Genomic DNA, 21,730 nt, shown 5'->3' with positions numbered 1-21,730 from the left:
CAAATTTGAAATTTAATGGATTCACTATCTTAATAAAACCAAAAACTTAGTTCTCTAAATATCCCTATCCCACGCGGTAGCGGAACAGATAAAACATGTGAAAACAATGCTATACACAAGCCCGTGATTATTATTGAGAGAATTAATAATAACAATTTCTTTTTTGCACCTAGTACTTGTGTGAGTACAAATAAAAATATAATTGTTGAGAGAATAAAACCAATAAAGAATATACCTAATGCGTAAAGTATAATTGATGACATAGATATTAAACTCAAAGGTATATTAAACAGTTTCCTCTCAGAATCTTCAGGATCCTCAGCCCAGGTCACATTTCCATTAACTATTCTTTTATGACTTATAAAAGTTTTAATAATCCCCATAAAAGCAAAGATTAGCATCATAATTAAAATAATCAGTGGCCAAAATTTCGGGCCTAAAGTGGCTGTAGTATTCGCAGAATGAATTTGTGTTGTAGCCGATAAAAAGAAAATTGCAAACAAAATTACAATCCCATAAAATATATAATCTTTTTTATAAGAAGCCATACTTTCTCACTCCCTTTAATTAAATTCAAGAGGAGGAATCCCTCCTCCAATTTAAATTATTGTTGAAGCTCACTCATAATCACTTCGTATTTTTCAATTAATTCTTCCGTTCTCTCTTCAAAATCATCTGAATTTAACCACCCATCTCTTAGATGTAAATAATTGTCCTCTTCATATTTTTTATAATCTTCAGATTCATAAGCTTCTTCCATTGCACTTTCTAGTATTTCAATAATTTCGGGATCAGTGTCTCTTTTCACATAAAAAGCACGTTCATTACCATCAGTTAAGTCCCATCCCAATTCAACTGTAGTTGGGACATCTGGAAATTCATCAATTCTTTCTTCAGAAAACACTGCCAAAGGGATAATTGAGCCATCATCTGCTAATGACTTTGTCGGACCAAACTCATCAACCATTGCATCCAGATGTCCACCAAGTACTCCAGCATGCATCTCCCCTGCACCTTCCATTGGAACAAAGTTCAAATCAATATCTGCTTCTTGTTCTAACATAAACACAGTCATTTCATCCATACCCAATGAACCTGTCCCGCCAACCGTTACTTCTCCCGGGTTTTCTTCAACAGCTTTCATAAATTCGTCGATAGAAGAGAAATCTTCTGCATTAACCCATAATGCATAAGTATCATTTTGGAAACGAGCAATTGGAATAAAATCATCTAAGCCATGTTGGTTCGTACCTGCAGCAGTTGTAATAGAATAAGCAGCATCAGCAATCAATGTATACCCGTCAGCAGGAGCATTATATGCATTCTGTAAAGCTACAACACCTGCACCGCCTTCTTGGTTAACAACATTAATATTCACATCCAAAATACCCTCTAATTCATTAACAACAGCTCTTGCAAATAAATCTGTTCCTCCTCCGGCACCATGCCCAACTAATACTTCAATATTCCTAGAAGGGTAATCGGATGCTTCACCGGATCCAGATGAAGCATCCGAATCATCACTACATGCCGCCAAAAATATAGTGAAAATTGATATTAAAACTATTAAATAATTGATTTTACTTTTCATCTTAAGTCCTCCTTAAAATCATATATCTCCTCTTCATTTGAAACTAATTTACAATTGGCTTTAAGTTTTTCTCAACATATTTCCCAACATTTAAAATTACTTTATTTGGATCTTCCGCAGCTTCTTCTGTTTCTTCCTCAATCATTATCCAACCGTTATAATCACTATCTTTAAGTATTTTTACGATGTAAAGGAAATCAATATCACCTGTGCCCATTTCTTTCCACTCATTATTATTAGAACAGTCCTTCAAATGTACATGTTTAATAATAGAAAGATTGTCTTTAATAATTTCTTCTGGACGCATTCCTCCAGCTTTTATATGACCGGCATCAGGAGTATAACTCATATATGTTTTATCTAGTAGTTCAAACAAAACATCGTAATCTTGTTTTGTTCTAAAATAAGATGTTTTTGGCGAAGCAGGGTGAAAAGAAGCTTGTACTCCTTTTTCATGCGCTCTTTTTCCGACAGCGTTTGCACAAGCAATAATCTGTTTTTGACGTTCTAATAAATTGTCTCTATTAGGCCCGACACGTGATGGGAGATTCATAACTGCTCCAGGAAAGTTTGCCAGATAATCAATATAATAGTCTGCACGTTCTTTTTCTTCTTCTGTTTCCTCATCATTTGCCCAAGTGAATGGTACCGTTAAAGCTGCTAAATATATACTTCTTTCATCCAAGGCTTTTTTTAATTTTTCAGGGTTATTTTGATATCTTCCAAGCATTGCTACCTGTACGTCCACTCCTTTAAATCCTGCATTGTTTACTGTGTCCATTACATTATCTAAATAATCTGTCTCTTTATCGTAATCTAGTTCCCAAGTTGATGTATGACAACCAAATTTAATACTCATTTGTAACCTCCCTATTTGTATAAAGGATAAAACTTTAAAAAGTAATTTGAAATCGGTTTCAAAATCCTTAGATTAATATTATCATTTATTTTCGATTTGTCAATAATATTTTTGTTTTTTTGTGATAAATTTAGTTAATACTTTTTTTCATTGTTGATTATATTTGCGATTATTATTTATACCATCTTTTATTTTGATAATTTTTCCTATTAAAACATATAAAGAACCTGTTTTGTTTCGATAATCCTCTTAAAATAAGAATAATTACCTAACTCCTTCTATCTTATATAACTTAGATGTAACGCTTGACTATACTTATGGAAACTACCCTTGTTAGTTACCGTGTGTGTCAGAAATTATGAAGTCATCAGGTTTTCAATATGGTTGATTAAATAATGCGTTCAACCTAACAAAGAATTACAGTTTATTGGCTATTAAAATATTACACCAAACGAAAGTAATTGAAAATAATCAAAAAGGATAAATTTATAAATGGCACGAAGATGTGTTGAAAAGAATTACATAGAAATAATTACAACATTGAGGATAAAACAGAATAATAATTGAAAAATTTTATTTATCATTCACCGAGGAAAACATTTTGAGGGATTAGTTATCTAATAGAGAAATCTATTACTTACGCACATAAAAAAAGGGGTGTCAGTATATGTAGTTCCGTAACTGAATACCCCTTATAGTTTATTCTTTATCAACAAGATAAAGTGAAATGCTTTCTAATAGGTCATCGCAGCTGTCTGCATGAACTCTTAGTTTTAATGGTTCTGTCAAATCCAGGCTGAATATCCCCATAATGGATTTTGCACTTAATATATATGTGTCAGAAATAACCTCTGCTTTGTATTCAAACCCAGATACTCTTTCTACAAAATCTTTTACATCATTAATTTTATCTAATTTAACATAACGCTCAACCATCGAACTCCTCCTCCAATACTTTTCTTTATCATTTAACTCTTCTATAATAGATTATAATGCATTTATTCTATCAAGATACATACTATTTATTTTCTCATTCATCCCGTATTTTGTAAACTTTTTTCAAAGCTGTTGTATCTATCTACATAGAAAATAATCAAGTAAGTCAAGGTAATTACTGCATTTAGGGAGGCGTTCCTTTGAATCATGGTCTAATTCATCATATTGAAATTTATGTTTCTAATTTAAATAAAACGATTCATTTTTGGGACTGGTTTTTAAGCGAGCTGAGATATACACCTTTTCAAAAATGGGAAGGCGGGCAAAGCTGGAAACTGGGAGAAACGTATCTCGTTTTTGTACAAGCGGAAGAAAGATTTCTGGATATTCCTTATCATCGATGCCGCGTTGGCTTAAATCACTTAGCCTTCCATGCAGACTCCCGGAAATTTGTAGATGACATGACGAAAAAGCTCCAGCAAAGAGGGGCAACTATTCTTTATGCTGACCAACATCCATTTGCGGGCGGTGAAAATCATTATGCCGTTTATTTTGAAGATCCGGATAGAGTAAAAGTAGAGTTGATTGCACCTTAATATCAGCTATTTATTATTGTAAAACGAATGTAGTATAGCTAATGCCCTTTATATAAAAAAGGGCATTTTAAAATTTGAAAAAGGCAGAGAAATTAAACTGGATTACACATGTTTTATTTACTCTTTTCCTATATCGGGTTGCCAGAGGGAAGAAGACACATTTCCTGATCTTAATTATTAAGATAGTGATACTTATTCAATTCCGGCTACATTATTTTATTTCTACTTTTTGAGCTCTTTAAATTCAATTATTAACTATATTAAATTTAATCATCTCCAACATCATACGTTCTTTTAAAACCACTTTCATTTCCTATAATTTAAGCGTTCCAAACGAAGACTGTACTGTTGAATCGAATTATTTACAAAATTCCTGTCACCCTATACTTTCAACACATTAATTTTAACTAAAATTCGACAGGAACATGTAATACAGAGATAGACGCAGTAAAAGGCTGCTCTTCTACAAAAACCAATGTTTAATCAGCTTTTAGCAACTTATTTGTGCAAAAACAACTATTTTTAACGTTTGAGTTAAAAAGCTAATAAGTATAGCATTAATTCTGTTGGCTCATCACAATCATTGTGTATTATAGAGCAATCGATAAAGTTGTTAGATAAGCAGTTCATAAAAATGGAGGGTATTTTTACATATGATGAATTTCACATGGAAAAGGCTAGGAATAATTTTTGGTTTATCTTTATCTCTCATTGTTGCAGGCTGCGGTTCCGACGATGGGGACGCACAAGCAGAAGTCAATATTAGTGAAGAACTAGATTATACAATCACAGGAACTGAACCTGGTGCCGGGCAAACTCAAAAAAATGAAGAAGTTTTAGATTCTTACGATAACCTTGCCGGCTGGGAGCAGGAGCTGTCTTCCGCAGGAGCAATGTTAACGCAATTAACTGATGCTATTGATAATGAAGAACCAATCGTTTTTAGTGCATGGTCTCCTCACTATAAGTTTGCTCAGTGGGATTTAAAATACTTAGATGATCCACAAGGTATCCATGGGGATGAAGAACAAATCACAACTATAGCCAGAGAGGGACTGAAGGTTGAAATACCTGAAGCGTATACGATTCTTGATCGTATACAGCTAGAGCTTCCAGATGTAGAAGAAGCGCTATTAGAAGCTCAAGAAAAGGATTTTGAAACAGTAGCGCAGGATTGGGCAGATGCTAATCAAGAAATTATTACAGAGTGGACTGACGGTGTAGATTCTGTAGATGGTACTTCCATCGAGCTGGCTCTTTTACCTTGGGATGATGCTATTTTCACAGCAAATGTTGCTAAAATTGCATTAGAACAACAAGGATTTCAAGTAACATTGACACAAGTTGACCCAGCTATTATGTTTGAATCCATCGCCACTGGAAGCGCTGATGCATCTTTAGCTGTATGGATGCCAGTAACACATGCTGGATTATATGAGCAATACGAAAGCGATTTTGATGATTTGGGGCCAAACTTAGATGGCGCTAAGACTGGTTTGGCTGTACCAGCTTATATGGATATTGATTCACTTGAGGATTTAGAACCAAAGGAATAATTCTTAGTTCTAATAATTGTTTTATGATTAAAAGGTCTCCATTCAATAGATATATCTATTGAATGGAGACCTTTTTATTTGATAAATTTTCCTTCTTAACAATACGAACAGTCTCTTGTTTATCTCTAATTTTAATCGTAAAGGATACTATAAAATAGATGTGGGTATTTCAATTTACAATGAAATACAAGAAAAAGGTGACATATCCATATCGGCCACATTCAATTGAAACCTCTCTCCATCTGCGTCGCCTTTAAACTCATAGATCGCAATGACTCGCGGTAACACTTTGCTGGTGGGCAGTTCCTTCTGATCAAACCACCGTAACACACGGTTCACTGTTACTCCCGTTACCAGCGCCGCTGTACGAAAGGAACTTACAGCGGCATGCATCATCGCTGCCGTTTGCACACTCGCCGTACACCGTTGATACCGATGGATCATTTGGAGACGCTCATAAAATGTGTGGTGACACGACATACAAATATAACGTCTCTTTCGCAGAGATATATGAACTTCTTTTGTCGTTAACACTGATCCTTGGATGCTTTGACAGCGGTAACTGTGTATCCGTTTCGTTCTTTTCCCGCAACAAGGACATTTCTGCATACGCTGTTTCGTGAATAATTCCGCAATCAAATAACTTTCTTCTTCTCTGATATCCCACACATCTACATGTGTATCTTTAATTCCTAATAACTCTGTGATAAAATGATGTTGCACTCTTTTCCTCTCCCATTCCTTTTGTCTCGACAACTCAAGGTTATCAGAGAGAGGAAAAGGAGTGTATTTTTTTGCTTCCGTTCCATCTGGCGATGGAACGGAGGACACCACCACATTCAGTATAGAGCCTCTATTCATAACTATTATAAATACAAAAAAAACGCTCTCCTCCTTATAGGATAAGCGTTTAACAGAAAGCTTCCAAGCGGACTCGAACCGCTGACCCCCACCTTACCATGGTGGTGCTCTACCAGCTGAGCTATGGAAGCAAAAGGCTCCACAGGTAGGATTCGAACCTACGACCGATCGGTTAACAGCCGATTGCTCTACCACTGAGCTACTGTGGAATATAAATTAAATATGTAAAAAAATAAGCCTGGCGGCGTCCTACTCTCGCAGGGGGAAGCCCCCAACTACCATCGGCGCTGAAGAACTTAACTTCTGTGTTCGGCATGAGAACAGGTGTGACCTCTTCGCTATCGCTACCAGACTTACTTAATATAGGGTTTTGCACCCTGAAAACTAAATAAGAGTAACGTGACATGAAAAAACTTAGATAAGTCCTCAATCGATTAGTATCCGTCAGCTGCACGTGTCGCCACGCTTCCACCTCGGACCTATCAACCTCATCGTCTCTGAGGGATTTTACTCACTTAAAGTGATGGGAAGTTTCATCTTGAGGGGGGCTTCATGCTTAGATGCTTTCAGCACTTATCCTTACCACACGTAGCTACCCAGCAATGCTCCTGGCGGAACAACTGGTACACCAGCGGTGTGTCCATCCCGGTCCTCTCGTACTAAGGACAGCTCCTCTCAAACTTCCAACGCCCACGACGGATAGGGACCGAACTGTCTCACGACGTTCTGAACCCAGCTCGCGTACCGCTTTAATGGGCGAACAGCCCAACCCTTGGGACCGACTACAGCCCCAGGATGCGATGAGCCGACATCGAGGTGCCAAACCTCCCCGTCGATGTGAACTCTTGGGGGAGATAAGCCTGTTATCCCCGGGGTAGCTTTTATCCGTTGAGCGATGGCCCTTCCATGCGGAACCACCGGATCACTAAGCCCGACTTTCGTCCCTGCTCGACTTGTAGGTCTCGCAGTCAAGCTCCCTTCTGCCTTTACACTCTTCGAATGATTTCCAACCATTCTGAGGGAACCTTTGGGCGCCTCCGTTACCTTTTAGGAGGCGACCGCCCCAGTCAAACTGCCCGCCTGACACTGTCTCCGAACCGGATTACGGTCCTGGGTTAGAATGGTCATACAGTTAGGGTGGTATCCCACGGATGCCTCCACGTAAGCTGGCGCTCACGCTTCAAAGGCTCCCACCTATCCTGTACAAACTGCACAAACATTCCATATCAGGCTACAGTAAAGCTCCACGGGGTCTTTCCGTCCTGTCGCGGGTAATGCGCATCTTCACGCATAGTATAATTTCACCGGGTCTCTCGTTGAGACAGTGCCCAAGTCGTTGCACCTTTCGTGCGGGTCGGAACTTACCCGACAAGGAATTTCGCTACCTTAGGACCGTTATAGTTACGGCCGCCGTTTACTGGGGCTTCGGTTCAAAGCTTCGCTCCGAAGAGCTAACTCTTCCCCTTAACCTTCCAGCACCGGGCAGGTGTCAGCCCCTATACTTCGCCTTTCGGCTTCGCAGAGACCTGTGTTTTTGCTAAACAGTCGCTTGGGCCTATTCACTGCGGCTCACTCACAAGTGAGCACCCCTTCTCCCGAAGTTACGGGGTCATTTTGCCGAGTTCCTTAACGAGAGTTCTCCCGCTCACCTTAGGATTCTCTCCTCGCCTACCTGTGTCGGTTTGCGGTACGGGCACCTATGATCTAACTAGAGGCTTTTCTTGGCAGTGTGAAATCAGGAACTTCGGTACTCTATTTCCCTCCCCGTCACAGCTCAGAATCATGTCAGACGGATTTGCCTGTCTGACTTCCTCGCATGCTTGGACGCACATCCATCGGTGCGCACTCCTTATCCTCCTGCGTCCCCCCATTGCTCAAACAATCATGAGGTGGTACAGGAATATCAACCTGTTGTCCATCGCCTACGCCTGTCGGCCTCGGCTTAGGTCCCGACTAACCCTGAGAGGACGAGCCTTCCTCAGGAAACCTTAGGCATTCGGTGAAAGAGATTCTCACTCTTTTTTCGCTACTCATACCGGCATTCTCACTTCAAAGCGCTCCACCAGTCCTCACGGTCTGACTTCGCAGCACTTTGAACGCTCTCCTACCATTGTTCGTAAGAACAATCCGCAGCTTCGGTGATACGTTTAGCCCCGGTACATTTTCGGCGCAGCGTCACTCGACCAGTGAGCTATTACGCACTCTTTCAATGATGGCTGCTTCTAAGCCAACATCCTGGTTGTCTGTGCAACGCCACATCCTTTTCCACTTAACGTATACTTTGGGACCTTAGCTGGCGGTCTGGGCTGTTTCCCTTTCGACTATGAACCTTATCACCCATAGTCTGACTCCCAAGTGTAAGTAACTGGCATTCGGAGTTTGACTGAATTCGGTAACCCGGTAGGGGCCCCTAGTCCAATCAGTGCTCTACCTCCAGTACTCTCTATCTTGAGGCTAGCCCTAAAGCTATTTCGGAGAGAACCAGCTATCTCTGTGTTCGATTGGAATTTCACCGCTACCCACACCTCATCCCCGCATTTTTCAACATACGTGGGTTCGGGCCTCCAGTCAGTGTTACCTGACCTTCACCCTGGACATGGGTAGATCACACAGTTTCGGGTCTACGACCGCATACTCATTCGCCCTGTTCAGACTCGCTTTCGCTACGGCTCCGTGTCTTCCACTTAACCTTGCATACGATCGTAACTCGCCGGTCCATTCTACAAAAGGTACGCCGTCACCCATTAACGGGCTTCGACTACTTGTAGGCACACGGTTTCAGGTTCTATTTCACTCCCCTCCCGGGGTGCTTTTCACCTTTCCCTCACGGTACTGGTTCACTATCGGTCACTAGGGAGTATTTAGCCTTGGGAGATGGTCCTCCCGGATTCCGACGGAATTCCACGTGTTCCGCCGTACTCAGGATACACTCCGGAGGAAATTCTTTTTCGATTACAGGGCTGTTACCCTCTTTGGCTGACCTTTCCAGATCGATTCATCTAAAGAATTTCTTTGTCACTCCAATGGAATGTCCTACAACCCCAAGAAGCAAGCTTCTTGGTTTGGGCTCTTTCCGTTTCGCTCGCCGCTACTCAGGAAATCGATGTTTCTTTCTCTTCCTCCAGGTACTGAGATGTTTCAGTTCCCCGGGTCTGCCTCACCTATCCTATGTATTCAGATAGATGTACTGTTCCATTACGAACAGTGGGTTCCCCCATTCGGAAATCCTCGGATATAACGTTTACTTACAACTCCCCGAGGCATATCGGTGTTAGTCCCGTCCTTCATCGGCTCCTAGTGCCAAGGCATCCACCGTGCGCCCTTATTCACTTAACTAAAGTTTTTGAATAAGATGGCTGATTACAGAATGTAATCAGTTGTGTCGCTATATCAATAGCTTTTTTGCCTTATTTTTAAAGTTTGATGTCGTTGTTACTCTTATTTAGTTTTCAAGGTACAAAAATGGAGCCTAGCGGAATCGAACCGCTGACCTCCTGCGTGCAAGGCAGGCGCTCTCCCAGCTGAGCTAAGGCCCCATGAATATAATATAATTAGATGGTGGGCCTGAGTGGACTCGAACCACCGACCTCACGCTTATCAGGCGTGCGCTCTAACCAGCTGAGCTACAGGCCCATCTAAATATGATAGAGAATTGCTCTCTCAAAACTGAACCAAACAACTCAGTACGAATTCCGTTATATATCCTTAGAAAGGAGGTGATCCAGCCGCACCTTCCGATACGGCTACCTTGTTACGACTTCACCCCAATCATTCGTCCCACCTTCGGCGGCTGGCTCCAAAAGGTTACCTCACCGACTTCGGGTGTTACGAACTCTCGTGGTGTGACGGGCGGTGTGTACAAGACCCGGGAACGTATTCACCGCGGCATGCTGATCCGCGATTACTAGCGATTCCGGCTTCATGCAGGCGAGTTGCAGCCTGCAATCCGAACTGAGAACGGTTTTATGGGATTTGCTGGACCTCGCGGGTTCGCTTCCCTTTGTTCCGTCCATTGTAGCACGTGTGTAGCCCAGGTCATAAGGGGCATGATGATTTGACGTCATCCCCACCTTCCTCCGGTTTGTCACCGGCAGTCACCTTAGAGTGCCCAACTGAATGCTGGCAACTAAGATTAAGGGTTGCGCTCGTTGCGGGACTTAACCCAACATCTCACGACACGAGCTGACGACAACCATGCACCACCTGTCACTTTGTCCCCGAAGGGAAAACTCTATCTCTAGAGTGGTCAAAGGATGTCAAGACCTGGTAAGGTTCTTCGCGTTGCTTCGAATTAAACCACATGCTCCACCGCTTGTGCGGGTCCCCGTCAATTCTTTTGAGTTTCAGCCTTGCGGCCGTACTCCCCAGGCGGAGTGCTTAATGCGTTAACTTCAGCACTAAGGGGCGGAAACCCCCTAACACCTAGCACTCATCGTTTACGGCGTGGACTACCAGGGTATCTAATCCTGTTCGCTCCCCACGCTTTCGCTCCTCAGCGTCAGTTACAGACCAGAGAGTCGCCTTCGCCACTGGTGTTCCTCCACATCTCTACGCATTTCACCGCTACACGTGGAATTCCACTCTCCTCTTCTGCACTCAAGTCCTCCAGTTTCCAATGCACGTTTGCGGTTGAGCCGCAAGATTTCACATCAGACTTAAAGAACCGCCTGCGAGCGCTTTACGCCCAATAATTCCGGACAACGCTTGCCACCTACGTATTACCGCGGCTGCTGGCACGTAGTTAGCCGTGGCTTTCTGGTCGGGTACCGTCAAGGTACGATCAGTTACTATCATACTTGTTCTTCCCCGACAACAGAGTTTTACGATCCGAAAACCTTCATCACTCACGCGGCGTTGCTCCGTCAGACTTTCGTCCATTGCGGAAGATTCCCTACTGCTGCCTCCCGTAGGAGTCTGGGCCGTGTCTCAGTCCCAGTGTGGCCGATCACCCTCTCAGGTCGGCTACGCATCGTCGCCTTGGTGAGCCGTTACCTCACCAACTAGCTAATGCGCCGCAGGCCCATCTGTAAGTGACAGCAAAAGCCGCCTTTCAACTTTCCATCAGGTGATAGAAAGTGTTATCCGGTATTAGCTCGCGTTTCCGCGAGTTATCCCAGTCTTACAGGCAGGTTGCCTACGTGTTACTCACCCGTCCGCCGCTCGTTCCACGAACTTCCCTCCGAAGAGTTCCGTTCGCTTCCCGCGCTCGACTTGCATGTATTAGGCACGCCGCCAGCGTTCGTCCTGAGCCAAGATCAAACTCTCCATAAAAGTGTTTGAAACTTTAGCTTTCAGAAGTCAACTTCTGACTTATTTTTTAAGAAAAACGAGGTGTTTTTCTTCTTTCGTACTGGTTGTTTTGTTCAGTTTTCAAAGAGCAATTTGTTTCTGTCGTTTTTAGCGACAAGATATAATTTACCATGTTTCGTTTTTGTTGTCAACACTTTTTTTAAAGTATTTTGTCGAAATAATTTCGCTTTATTTCGTTTGCTTCCGACAACAAAAATTAATATACCATAGAAAATAGAGAAGGGCAATACCTTTTCACAAAAAAATGACTAAACAAATCACTTTTTCTATTTTCTATGTAAAAAATGATTATAAAACCACTAAATAACGTTTCACAGGCATCTTGATTCTTCTTAATCATTAGAGGAGATATTTATCTAGAATCATTTATCGCAAAGAGCCGTCCGTAAAACTGCAGACTGAGCATCGTCATTTTAATCAGGCTGCCTCCTCTCAATTTTAACATTATCTCTGCAAAATATACCATATATAACTTGCCGTTTCTTTCCTTTATCAACACTCGCTGCTCCTCTGGATACCAATTGTCTTTAAAAGAATATTGCAAGCTTGTACATATCTCTATAAACAAGAACATATATATAAACTAGAACGAATTATTTCGCACTACTACAAATGCTTTCATGGGTTGTACTACATTAAAAAAGGAGGAACAAAATTGAATCACTTCTACACAATTCGTTTGAACCGGAAGAAAATTATATTAAGCACCGTTATTATTTTAGCAGCAGCCATTCTTATTTGGACGCAAACTCCTTCTATTGTAACGATGTTCACGAAGGACGAGCCAGCTGCTCTCTCAAAAGGAAATGAAGATTTAGAAGATGTTGCCGTCACCTTCAATATTAGTTGGGGAGAGGAAAAAGTAGAAAGTATTCTTGAAGTACTGGAGAAAGAAGAGGTCCAAGCTACCTTTTTCGTCAGCGGAGAATGGGCTGAACGTCATCCAGATTTATTAGAGGCCATTTCTGAAGGTACACATGAAATCGGATTGCTCGGCTATCGTTATAAAAGTTATTTAGATCAGGAGCCAGAACAAATAAAACAAGATTTAATCAAAGCACAAGAGGTTATGGACAAATTAGGATATGAAGATATCCACCTTCTCCGCACACCACATGGTCATTTAAACGAAGAAATCATTGAGTTGGCGGAAAGTATGCAATTTCAGGTTGTTCATTGGAATGTCAACCCGGATGATTGGGAAAATCCTGGAGTAGAATCAATCATTGATGAAGTTATGGATCAAACAGAAAATGGCGATATTATTCTGCTGCATGCTTCAGATAGTGCCAAGCAGACTGCTGAAGCTTTAGAGTCGGTTCTTCCCGGATTAAAAAACAAAGGGTATGGTTTAATTACTATATCGGAAATGGTCAACCAGGCAAAAGCAGATACGGAACTTATTGATTAATCCTTGCTTCCATTTCTCAATTCTTCCTCTTTCATAAGGAACTTCATTCACAAATTTAGACTTAGGCGATGAGCCGGTCTTTTAAATATAAATTACCAGCACGGACGTAAACGTAAAAGGCAGCTCCCCTAATTATCTGAAGAGGAGCTGCCTTTTATCATTATAGAAGAAACAGCTTCGGCATACTTTTCATGAATCAGATAAAGCAAGCTGACAGAGCTCTTCCATGGTAAGGAAGGGCTCCAGGACTCACACTTTCTTCGTTTGCCCTTTTTTTGGCTTTGATGCCGATTTTTGTTCCTTTTTCGGTTCTTTTTCCACAAAAGGTAAGCGATGCAGCGTTAACATCTGGTAGGTGTTACATACTAATAGTGGAACAACCATTAACCAGGCATAATCTGTACCATCTACCATTAAGCCGGGAACCCATTCGACAGTTGTAAAAACAACCATGAAAAAAAGTGCTGGAATAAAAGCTGTCGAATTCGTCCCTTTTGCTTTTATCTTTGCTACAATCCAGCTAATCAAAAGCATCGCAGCAGCAATCAATATAAACCAATAAATTGCTACCTCTCCACCTGTGGCGCGATATGGAAAATAGACCAGATCAAATAAAATAAAGATAATCAAACCAACCTGCACAGTAGGCCAGTATCCTTTAAAAACATTCAGCCCCATCCGATTCACAAATAAATATGCAAAGAAACCTGTCATACTTACCGCCGCAAAAGTCAGGCCAAGCCCTAAAAAGAAAATAAATACCCCGAATAACTCCATTGCATCAAACGGAGACATATATGTAAGATATTCCTCCGGCCGTATAAAAAAGCTCGCAATTAATCCAGCAAGCCCGCCAAGCCAGAATGCTTTCCAAAAGAAATTAACCAATATTCTTGTGTTCAATTTTTCACCCCCTAAAGAAGTAACCACTGGTATTTTATCATGAAGTGACCTATTTTTCTTCATTGCTTGTGTATATTTTGTTAAATTATCAAACATATTAAGAGTATAGATTATATTCTTATCACTGAAGAAATATCAACGAATAGAACACAGGATTATTGCAGAAAATGCTGATTTTTGGCACCTGAGGCCAGGCTGTTGTAATCCCGATTTGAAAATAAATTCGTGAAAAAGGTATACTTTCTGATTCCATGAAGAAAGGAGCGTATATATGAAACGTCACCTGTCCATTTTATTTCTACTCCTAGTGCTTTGTTTTATTTCCGCTTGTGGAAATAATGATGAATCCCGTGAAGCAGAATACGAAACCACGAAACGGATGGTTGTCGATATCCTGCAGACAGAGGAAGGAAAAAAAGCGTTAAAGGATATACTAAACGATGACGAACTGCAGGAAAGCGTGGTTATTGAGTCGGATGAAGTAAAAGAGGCTGTTACGAAAGCTTTATCATCCGAAGACAGCAAGGAAAACTGGAAAAAAATGTTCCAAGACCCTGAATTCATACAAACTTATGCGAAATCCATCTCCGCAGAACAAAAGAACCTGATGAAGGATCTGATGCATGACAGTCAATTTCAAGAGCAAATGATTGAGATATTGAATAACCCTAAGGTGGATGAGCAAATGCTTTCTATCATGACGAGCCAAGCATTCCGTGCCCATCTGGAGAAAACAATCCAAGAAGCGTTTCAATCACCGCTATTTCAGGAAAAAATAGATCAGGCATTAAAAGAAGCCGCCAAGCAAAATGCTTCCGGCGGCAGTGGAGAAAATAGCGGAAATTCCTCAGAGAATAAAGAGGAAGAGGAAAAGGAAAATGAAGGAGCAAATTCATCCGGTTAAGGAATTGCTGCATGTATTTTTCTAAAACAAATAGGGTGCTGTTTATCTAAACAGACACCCCGTTTGTTTGCAATCCTATTCCTCTAGTTTCGCAATGATTTTGGCAGCTACTTTATGATACTCTTTTCCATTTGGATGGTCCTCCTGATAAACAGATGGCGCGAATTCATCGTCTTCTTCATATGGCTGTTGGAGTGACAATTGACCAAGAACCTTTGTTTTCAAAACATCCGCAAGCTTCTTACCTCCGCCTTTTCCGAAAACATATTCCTTCTCACCAGTTTTCTTGCTTTCAAAATATGCCATATTCTCCACAACACCAAGAATTTCATGATCTGTTTTCAGAGCCATTTGTCCCGCACGAGCTGCTACAAAAGCTGCAGTCGGATGAGGTGTTGTTACAATAACCTCTTTACAAGATGGTAAGAGTTCATGAACATCCATTGCGATATCGCCTGTTCCAGGTGGTAAATCAAGCAATAGATAATCTAATTCTCCCCACTCTACTTCTGTGAAAAAGCTGTTTAACATTTTCCCGAGCATCGGTCCGCGCCAGATAATTGGCGAATTATCTTCCACAAAGAATCCCATGGAGACCACTTTGACACCAAAGCGCTCAACAGGAATAATCTTTTCTCCGCGAACGACTGGCCTTTCCTCGATGCCCATCATATCCGGTACACTAAAGCCATAAATATCTGCATCAATTATTCCTACTTTTTTGCCTAGACGCATCAAAGAAACAGCTAAGTTAACGGTTACAGTTGATTTACCAACACCGCCTTTTCCACTTGCCACGGCGATAAATTGTGTATTAGTGGCACCGCTGATCAGCGTTTCTTCTTTTTCTTTTTCTGCTTCAGACTGATATTTCTTCACTGTTTCATCAGGAAGCTGTTCAAATCGCAATCCTACTGTATTGGCACCATTGCGTTTTAAAACACCAACAATCTCTTGCTGCATCTGCATCTGCTCGCCTGTATTCATCTTGGAAATTCCAACCTTGACACTGACATGCTTCTTCTCTTCCTTAATGGTAACAGAAGTAATCGCGTTCAATTCCTTCAAGTTTCTATGTAAAAAAGGATCCTTTATAGAGCTGAGTAACTCAATAACCTCTTCTTGTGTTAACATATTTTCACCATCCCTTATGAATCTATCCAAGTGCAAGTATAACATAAAACGAAACTTCATTCAGTTGGTTTGCTTTTCAACCAATTGAACCTAGCTTGAGTTAATCAGGAAATGTAGCGTCCGTTTTTCTCCAGCCATATTTCACATCTCTTTCCCATCCCTCGTTGGAGAAATTAAGGACGCTCATGCTGTGATAGTATTTATCCATAAAAAAAGGCCTGACATCAGCCAAAGCCTCTTCGCATGTAAAAGTTAAAAAGCCATCGTCATCCAGGCACTGTTCATTCACTTTCCTCTGCCTGCGGATCTTCCGTAACGTAACGCAAGATTCCTTCGTAAATACTGGCTGCCATTTGTCTCTGATACGTATCATCTTTTAATAGCTCCCTTTCTGTCTCATTCGATAAAAAACCAATCTCTACTAACGCACCAGGAACCTCTGCATGCTTTAATAAATACATCTGGTCAATCGCAAGAGGCTGTCTATCCGTATTTTCTAAATTACGGATAATTTCCTCCTGAATCATTGTCGCCAGATGTTCTCCCTCCTCAAACCTTGGATAATAAAAGGTCTGAGCACCATGCCACTGGGAATCAGGTAATGCATTTAAATGGATGGAAATGAAAAACTCAGCTTCTTTCTCTTGAATAAACGCTAATCGATTTCGTATGTCCTCTGATTTACGATTAGCCAGACCGCTTGTCCCTTCTGCTGCCAAATCAACATCCTCTTCACGCGTCAAATGAACAATCGCACCATGCTGCATCAAATAAGACTGCACAATTTTAGCTACAGACAGAGCAATATCTTTTTCAACGGTGCCGTCTGATCCTACCGCTCCGCCATCTGGCCCGCCGTGCCCCGGATCAATAACAATTACTTTTCCGTTTAGTGGCATCGACCACGTAGAATTAGAAGAATTAATTGCTTGTTTGGTGGGATACTGTAATAAGAAAATAAGTAATAATAAACCAAGAAACCAAAAGGCCTGCTTTTTCTTTTTAGACATATTGTCTCGTTCCTTTCGTTCCCATCTTCAGGGATGTATTTGGGCACTATCCAGAAATAGTCGATATAAGTGAATAATGATGGCAATAATACATGTTAGTAACCTTTTACCGGGACGAGCAGCCGCTGTCTCAGGCTAATCTGAGAAAAACGGATTCTTCACACGTTCTGCTATTACAAAGCTGTTTCCTACAGCATGTACAAACGTTAAGGAATATAAACTGCCAAAGCCTTTATTAAAATTTATGGGCGCACCCTTAGGTTTATGACTTATCTTTTGTAGTATGCTAAAATAAAAATAAATGTTTGAAACTGTTCCTCATGTGATATTGTATATTTAGGAATAATGATTCGGAGGTATGATTATGGCTGATTGGATATTAATTGTATTAGGTATTGGAGCTGTTCTGATTGGAGTTGGTTTATTGGCGGTAGCTGCTTTTCTTTTTCTAAAATTAGGAGGGGCGAGCAAGCTCATCGCAAGTGCTCAAAAAACAACAGATCAATTGCCGGAGCAAGTAGAAGGCATCACCTCGCAAATAACAGACGTCCTTAAAACAGGAAATGAAACCTTGCAGCAGGTGAACCAGCAAATCAAGGAATTATCTCCTTTATTCTACTTAGTTGGTGATGCAGGACGAGCTACACATAACCTGTCATCGTCTGTACTTAAAACAGCAAATCAATTACAGGAAAGTACAGAAGAAGCAAATATGACGATAACCAATAAAAATTTGCAAGGCATTTACGGCTTAGCTACTATTGGATATTTCCTTGTAAAACAGAACAGAAAGTAGCTCAATGTAAAAACGCTTGGAACCTTTGTTCCAAGCGTTTTTTTACTTTTCTTCTGCAATTCTATTTTCTACTTCCTGCCGTATCTCCTGAAGCTCTGTCGATTTTTGAAAGCCATCATGATACAACCGCTGTTCAAAATCACGCAGACGAGTTAATAATGACGGATTTTCTTCTAAATTTCGTTTCTTATCTACATAAGAACTTGCTGCCCAGCCTAATACAGCCCCAACAGCTGAACTGACAACGATACCTGCTTTAGATCCTTTATTGCTCATGGGTGTATGCCCGTTTCTCGCGTTTTAGATCCCGCTTTTTCTTTAACCAATAATAACCAAGGGCAACTCCGCCATACACGCCGCCTAAGTTGTTTTTACCGGAAACTTCCTGACCGACTTCTGTTTTTGTTTTTACAGAATCCGTTACATCCACTAAGGAAGAAGATAGCTTCCGTGTTGCATTCCCAACATCACCAACGATATAAAACAGCGGGCTCAGCTGCTCCATCTTGTTATTAATATCAGCTAAAGCCTGGTTACTTTCATGCATGATACTTGTTGTCTCTTTTAAAATACCATCCATTTGCTCCGGTAATTGCTGTACTGTCTTATCGACGCCGCTTAATACACTTGCTAAGTTATTTAATAAATGAGCAATAAAAATAGCTAAAATAACACTTGCGACTCCAATAATAATGACGCCGACTCCGATTAATGTCATTTTACTTCCTCCCTCGTCTGGTTGACTTTATTTGTTTTACTTGCCTGGTAACTTTTATAAATCTGCATCGCCGCTTCACTCCACGTGATACCTTTCATTGCCAGATTTAATTTTTCTTCCAATTTCGCATCATCCAAAGCTTGTCGTTTCACTTTATAAGCTTCATTTAAGCTCTGGACAGAGGTGCCTACATCTTCTAAAGAGCCAAAGACGCTGTCTGTTGCCTGCAGCTTCTCATGCGTATCATCAATTAAATGGTTCACCTCTTGTAAGGATGTCGAAATTTCAGGTGTAATATGATTCATTTCTTCTTCCATTTTTACGACTGATCTGCCGAGCGAACGAATATTATAGGTAAGCCGATTTAACATAAAAGCTATATAACAACATACGACCGCAAACGCGATAGCAACAAGTAAAATCCCTACGGAAATAATAGGCATATGTAAAAAACCCCTCCTTCTTCAAAATATAAGTGCGTATACATTTAAGCTTGAATTATTCCTCATCCAAGAATAGCCTCATCCAGTCCTGCTTATTTAAAAGGATAAAATGGACTCGCGATTCCTTCAGAAAGCTGCCCGGATTTCTCCATTTTCAATCAGACTATTTAAATAGCCTTTATAAACAATATTATACCACCTGAAAAAATAAATAAAACGTTTCTTCTTTATAATACCAGAAAACACGGCATTCGTTAAAGGGAGTCATACAAGTACATGGTATTTTCTTCAAATTCTTTGCCCACTGGCGTACAACTCTTCAGGCAAACAAACGCCTCTCCAGACAATCTTCCTGCGGTGATGAAAATCATCAAGGCTGGTGTTCGTCTTCTGTCATACGTACAGAAAGTTATCTTATTTCCTATTTACCAAGATTACATCTCTTTATTTTTGGGTATAGAGTTTACATACCTTCATCTTTCCCTAAACGTTATGGATATATTTATTCCATTTTTCTGGGATTCCCTCTAAAATGGAAAGGTATGAAAAAAATTTTTATTGGAGGCGACTATGGATATTAAACAATTCGGCAAAGATTTTATGAAACGTTTTACTGAGAATAATACGACATTACTTGCAGCTGCGCTTGCTTATTATTTTCTATTAGCCGTCTTCCCGCTTCTTATCGTTGGCTTTGCAATTATTCCTTATTTTAACATAAGTCCAGATGATGCTGTCGGGTTTCTCGGCTCCATCTTGCCGCAAGAGCTTGCAGCAACCTTTGAAGAAAATATCATCAGCTTGGTTGAGACCCCACGCGGCGGATTATTGACTGTCGGGATTTTAGGTACAATCTGGTCTGCATCCAACGGGGTTAATGCTTTCATCAAGGTATCCAACCAAGCATTTGAAGTGGAAGAAACCAGATCATTTATTAAAGCCCGGGGAATAGCTATCCTGCTGACTATCGGCGTACTGTTAGCGGCCATTTCGTCTATCATTTTGCTTGTATTCGGAGATGCTATTATCAATTTCTTGATTTCCTTTATCGGCATCAGCGAAGGCACTGGATTTATCCTGCAAATCTCACGTTTAGTGATGGTCATTGTGATTGTTACCGTTATTTTACTCGGCTTATATCGATTTGCGCCAAATAAACGGCTTCCTTTCCGCCATATTTTACCTGGAACATTAACAGCAAGTATTTTATGGCTGGTAAGCTCTTTTGCTTTTTCCATTTATGTATCTAACTTCGGCAATTACTCTGCAACGTATGGAAGTCTCGGAGGAATTATCATTCTGATGATCTGGTTCTTCTTAACAGGCATTATTCTTCTGGTAGGCGCGTTGTTAAACAGTATGTATCACCAGAAAAAAATAGATGATGCTACAAAAGCCAAAAAAGAAACGGCAAGCAGCAAGGAAGTCTAATGAAAAAACCAAAGTCGGTCTTCTTGATATAGAGGGCCGACTTTGGTTTTTATGATGGTTTAGAAAAAGTCTGCAAGATACGGATGTTTTTTCTTAGGGAGATACGTATCCAGCTTTACCATATTTTCTAATTCACCAGAGATAAACGCCTGCTGGTAAAGCTGCTCCAAGGTTTGTTTCCCTAACAAAATCATCGTTAATTGTTGAATTGTCACCGATGCTGTCACATTCTCTCCTGCCGTGTCCTCTGTTTTTTCTGCATAATGTGATCCATTTTGAAAATAAATCTGATAAACGCCGCTGTTTTCTTCCAAAACGTCATCTTCCACTTTCAACCTAAAGCTTTCTTCCTTTTCTGCCGGCGTCAAGAATGGATATACCTTTAGAAATGCTTCTACATCAACAATTCTTGTCATAAAATATGGCTTTTGTTCTTGCTTTGCCCTCGGTTCTTCCATAAAAAGCGTTAGTAAATCATCATCCGGCAGTGTCATTTGTACTTCCTTTGCCATCGAATCATGATTGGCAATAAACTGCAGCAGCCGCTTTTTACTTTCCGGAGTAACCGCAGCCCATTCATCGATGTCCAGCTTACTATTCTTTACCTGATAACGGACATATCCGTCTGCCATTCCCGCATCATCATAACTAATCGCTGTGATTAATTCTTCTTTGCTGAAAATCTTGTGCTCCCACCAATGATCATCGCGTACCAGCATCCCTGTATACTGTTCGGTATAAGCGTGATAAACCTCTTTTAAAATCGCTTCTTCACCCTTTTTCATCCGACGCACACAGCCTGTTATATCCTTAAATTTAGGTACATGCTCCATCGGAATCGTAAACTGCATCTCATTAATGGTCATTTCCCAGCCAAACTTCCGGTAAAATGGAACACTGAACGGCGCCAGATAAGAAACAAGATAACCTGCTTTTTTCATTTCGCCTAGAGCATGGATAAGCAGCTGCCGAACAGCTCCTTTCCTCCGATACTCCGGCCAAGTTGCCACAGAGGCAATGCCCCCTGTTTTGATAACCTTGCCATGGATACGTGTTTCCAATGGAATCAGATGGACCTTTGCAGCAAGATTTTCTCCTTCCATCCAGCCCCAAACCGTTTCATTCTTTTTTGCTTCTTTTTTCTTTTCTATTTCTCCTGGTGCGGGCGTAGCTTGAAAGGCAAAAGCGGACAGCTCATAAATTTCATCATTGGTTACTGGAATTTGTTTAATCATAACAATCCTCCTCTTTGACGAATAAAAACTTCATTC

18 protein-coding genes, 4 tRNA genes and 3 rRNA genes are annotated in these 21,730 nt (G+C 40.8%); 6 read left to right on the top strand and 19 right to left on the bottom strand.

All coding sequences use genetic code 11. The features are described 5' to 3' along the window. Positions 1-29 precede the first annotated feature (29 nt). From MKY65_RS01335 to MKY65_RS01320, 4 genes are all read right to left on the bottom strand, one after another. Positions 30-548, bottom strand: coding sequence for a tripartite tricarboxylate transporter TctB family protein (locus MKY65_RS01335; protein WP_339181600.1), 519 nt, complete (start codon positions 546-548; stop codon positions 30-32). A gap of 56 nt (positions 549-604) precedes the next feature. Next, positions 605-1,591, bottom strand: coding sequence for a tripartite tricarboxylate transporter substrate binding protein (locus tag MKY65_RS01330; protein ID WP_339181599.1), 987 nt, complete (start codon positions 1,589-1,591; stop codon positions 605-607). Positions 1,592-1,634: 43 nt separating this feature from the next. Then, positions 1,635-2,450, bottom strand: a complete 816-nt coding sequence (locus tag MKY65_RS01325) for a TIM barrel protein (RefSeq protein ID WP_339181598.1) — start codon at positions 2,448-2,450, stop codon at positions 1,635-1,637. Between the two features lie 699 nt (positions 2,451-3,149). After that, positions 3,150-3,386, bottom strand: coding sequence for a hypothetical protein (locus MKY65_RS01320; protein ID WP_042531011.1), 237 nt, complete (start codon positions 3,384-3,386; stop codon positions 3,150-3,152). 200 nt (positions 3,387-3,586) lie between these two features. Between MKY65_RS01320 and MKY65_RS01315 the strand changes: the two genes are divergently transcribed. Then, positions 3,587-3,982: a VOC family protein gene (locus tag MKY65_RS01315; protein ID WP_339181596.1), complete on the top strand. Its 396-nt coding sequence runs from the start codon at positions 3,587-3,589 to the stop codon at positions 3,980-3,982. A gap of 653 nt (positions 3,983-4,635) precedes the next feature. Then, a complete protein-coding gene (locus tag MKY65_RS01310) occupies positions 4,636-5,538 on the top strand; it encodes a glycine betaine ABC transporter substrate-binding protein (RefSeq protein ID WP_339181593.1) in 903 nt (300 codons plus the stop codon). A 174-nt stretch (positions 5,539-5,712) separates the two neighbouring features. Here MKY65_RS01310 and MKY65_RS01305 read toward each other — a convergent pair whose 3' ends face one another. The 8 genes from MKY65_RS01305 to MKY65_RS01270 all read right to left on the bottom strand — a co-directional run bounded on the left by MKY65_RS01305 (position 5,713) and on the right by MKY65_RS01270 (position 11,670). Next, a complete protein-coding gene (locus MKY65_RS01305) occupies positions 5,713-6,261 on the bottom strand; it encodes a transposase family protein (RefSeq protein WP_339181590.1) in 549 nt (182 codons plus the stop codon). A 196-nt stretch (positions 6,262-6,457) separates the two neighbouring features. Next, positions 6,458-6,530 (bottom strand) — tRNA-Thr (locus MKY65_RS01300). A 6-nt stretch (positions 6,531-6,536) separates the two neighbouring features. After that, positions 6,537-6,608, bottom strand: a tRNA-Asn gene (locus tag MKY65_RS01295). Between the two features lie 27 nt (positions 6,609-6,635). Then, positions 6,636-6,751, bottom strand: a 5S ribosomal RNA gene (rrf, locus tag MKY65_RS01290). Positions 6,752-6,813: 62 nt separating this feature from the next. Further along, positions 6,814-9,735 (bottom strand): 23S ribosomal RNA (locus tag MKY65_RS01285). A gap of 127 nt (positions 9,736-9,862) precedes the next feature. Then, a tRNA-Ala gene (locus MKY65_RS01280) sits at positions 9,863-9,935 on the bottom strand. Positions 9,936-9,955: 20 nt separating this feature from the next. Beyond that, a tRNA-Ile gene (locus MKY65_RS01275) sits at positions 9,956-10,032 on the bottom strand. Positions 10,033-10,108: 76 nt separating this feature from the next. Continuing rightward, positions 10,109-11,670: ribosomal RNA gene (locus MKY65_RS01270) — 16S ribosomal RNA — on the bottom strand. Together the 16S, 23S and 5S rRNA genes with 4 tRNA genes alongside form the textbook arrangement of a ribosomal RNA operon. Before the next feature lie 694 nt (positions 11,671-12,364). Between MKY65_RS01270 and pdaB the strand changes: the two genes are divergently transcribed. Next, positions 12,365-13,120, top strand: a complete 756-nt coding sequence (gene pdaB, locus MKY65_RS01265) for a polysaccharide deacetylase family sporulation protein PdaB (RefSeq protein ID WP_339181587.1) — start codon at positions 12,365-12,367, stop codon at positions 13,118-13,120. Positions 13,121-13,369: 249 nt separating this feature from the next. Here the strand turns inward: pdaB and MKY65_RS01260 are convergent, their stop codons facing one another. Beyond that, positions 13,370-14,023 (bottom strand): KinB-signaling pathway activation protein, encoded by a 654-nt coding sequence (locus MKY65_RS01260; RefSeq protein WP_339181584.1) that lies wholly within the window; start codon positions 14,021-14,023, stop codon positions 13,370-13,372. Between the two features lie 271 nt (positions 14,024-14,294). On the opposite strand from MKY65_RS01260, the gene gerD reads away from it, so the two are divergent. Then, entirely contained in the window at positions 14,295-14,927 is a 633-nt protein-coding gene (gene gerD / locus MKY65_RS01255; RefSeq protein ID WP_339181581.1) for a spore germination lipoprotein GerD, read from the top strand. A 75-nt stretch (positions 14,928-15,002) separates the two neighbouring features. Here gerD and MKY65_RS01250 read toward each other — a convergent pair whose 3' ends face one another. Both MKY65_RS01250 and cwlD read right to left on the bottom strand, forming a co-directional pair. After that, complete coding sequence (locus MKY65_RS01250) at positions 15,003-16,061, bottom strand: Mrp/NBP35 family ATP-binding protein (protein WP_339181580.1); 1,059 nt, start codon at positions 16,059-16,061, stop codon at positions 15,003-15,005. Positions 16,062-16,342: 281 nt separating this feature from the next. Next, positions 16,343-17,071 (bottom strand): N-acetylmuramoyl-L-alanine amidase CwlD, encoded by a 729-nt coding sequence (gene cwlD / locus MKY65_RS01245; protein ID WP_339181578.1) that lies wholly within the window; start codon positions 17,069-17,071, stop codon positions 16,343-16,345. Between the two features lie 364 nt (positions 17,072-17,435). On the opposite strand from cwlD, the gene MKY65_RS01240 reads away from it, so the two are divergent. Then, complete coding sequence (locus MKY65_RS01240; RefSeq protein ID WP_339181577.1) at positions 17,436-17,867, top strand: DUF948 domain-containing protein; 432 nt, start codon at positions 17,436-17,438, stop codon at positions 17,865-17,867. A 42-nt stretch (positions 17,868-17,909) separates the two neighbouring features. Here the strand turns inward: MKY65_RS01240 and MKY65_RS01235 are convergent, their stop codons facing one another. The 3 genes from MKY65_RS01235 to MKY65_RS01225 are packed head-to-tail and all read right to left on the bottom strand — an operon-like array spanning position 17,910 to position 19,028. After that, on the bottom strand, positions 17,910-18,143 hold the full coding sequence (locus tag MKY65_RS01235) for a hypothetical protein (protein WP_339181574.1): 234 nt from the start codon (positions 18,141-18,143) through the stop codon (positions 17,910-17,912). Then, on the bottom strand, positions 18,133-18,585 hold the full coding sequence (locus MKY65_RS01230; RefSeq protein ID WP_042530991.1) for a DUF948 domain-containing protein: 453 nt from the start codon (positions 18,583-18,585) through the stop codon (positions 18,133-18,135). Before MKY65_RS01230 ends, MKY65_RS01235 begins: the two co-directional genes overlap by 11 nt. Beyond that, a complete protein-coding gene (locus tag MKY65_RS01225) occupies positions 18,582-19,028 on the bottom strand; it encodes a DUF948 domain-containing protein (protein ID WP_339181569.1) in 447 nt (148 codons plus the stop codon). Before MKY65_RS01225 ends, MKY65_RS01230 begins: the two co-directional genes overlap by 4 nt. A gap of 570 nt (positions 19,029-19,598) precedes the next feature. Between MKY65_RS01225 and MKY65_RS01220 the strand changes: the two genes are divergently transcribed. Further along, positions 19,599-20,459 (top strand): YihY/virulence factor BrkB family protein, encoded by an 861-nt coding sequence (locus tag MKY65_RS01220; RefSeq protein WP_339181568.1) that lies wholly within the window; start codon positions 19,599-19,601, stop codon positions 20,457-20,459. Positions 20,460-20,518: 59 nt separating this feature from the next. On the opposite strand, the gene MKY65_RS01215 is transcribed toward MKY65_RS01220, so the two are convergent. Beyond that, entirely contained in the window at positions 20,519-21,694 is a 1,176-nt protein-coding gene (locus MKY65_RS01215) for a GNAT family N-acetyltransferase (protein ID WP_339181566.1), read from the bottom strand. Positions 21,695-21,730 lie beyond the last annotated feature (36 nt).

The sequence above is a fragment of the Oceanobacillus sp. FSL W7-1293 genome (assembly GCF_037969815.1).
Taxonomy (GTDB): domain Bacteria; phylum Bacillota; class Bacilli; order Bacillales; family Amphibacillaceae; genus Oceanobacillus; species Oceanobacillus oncorhynchi.
This window is presented reverse-complemented; position numbering and strand designations above follow the sequence as displayed.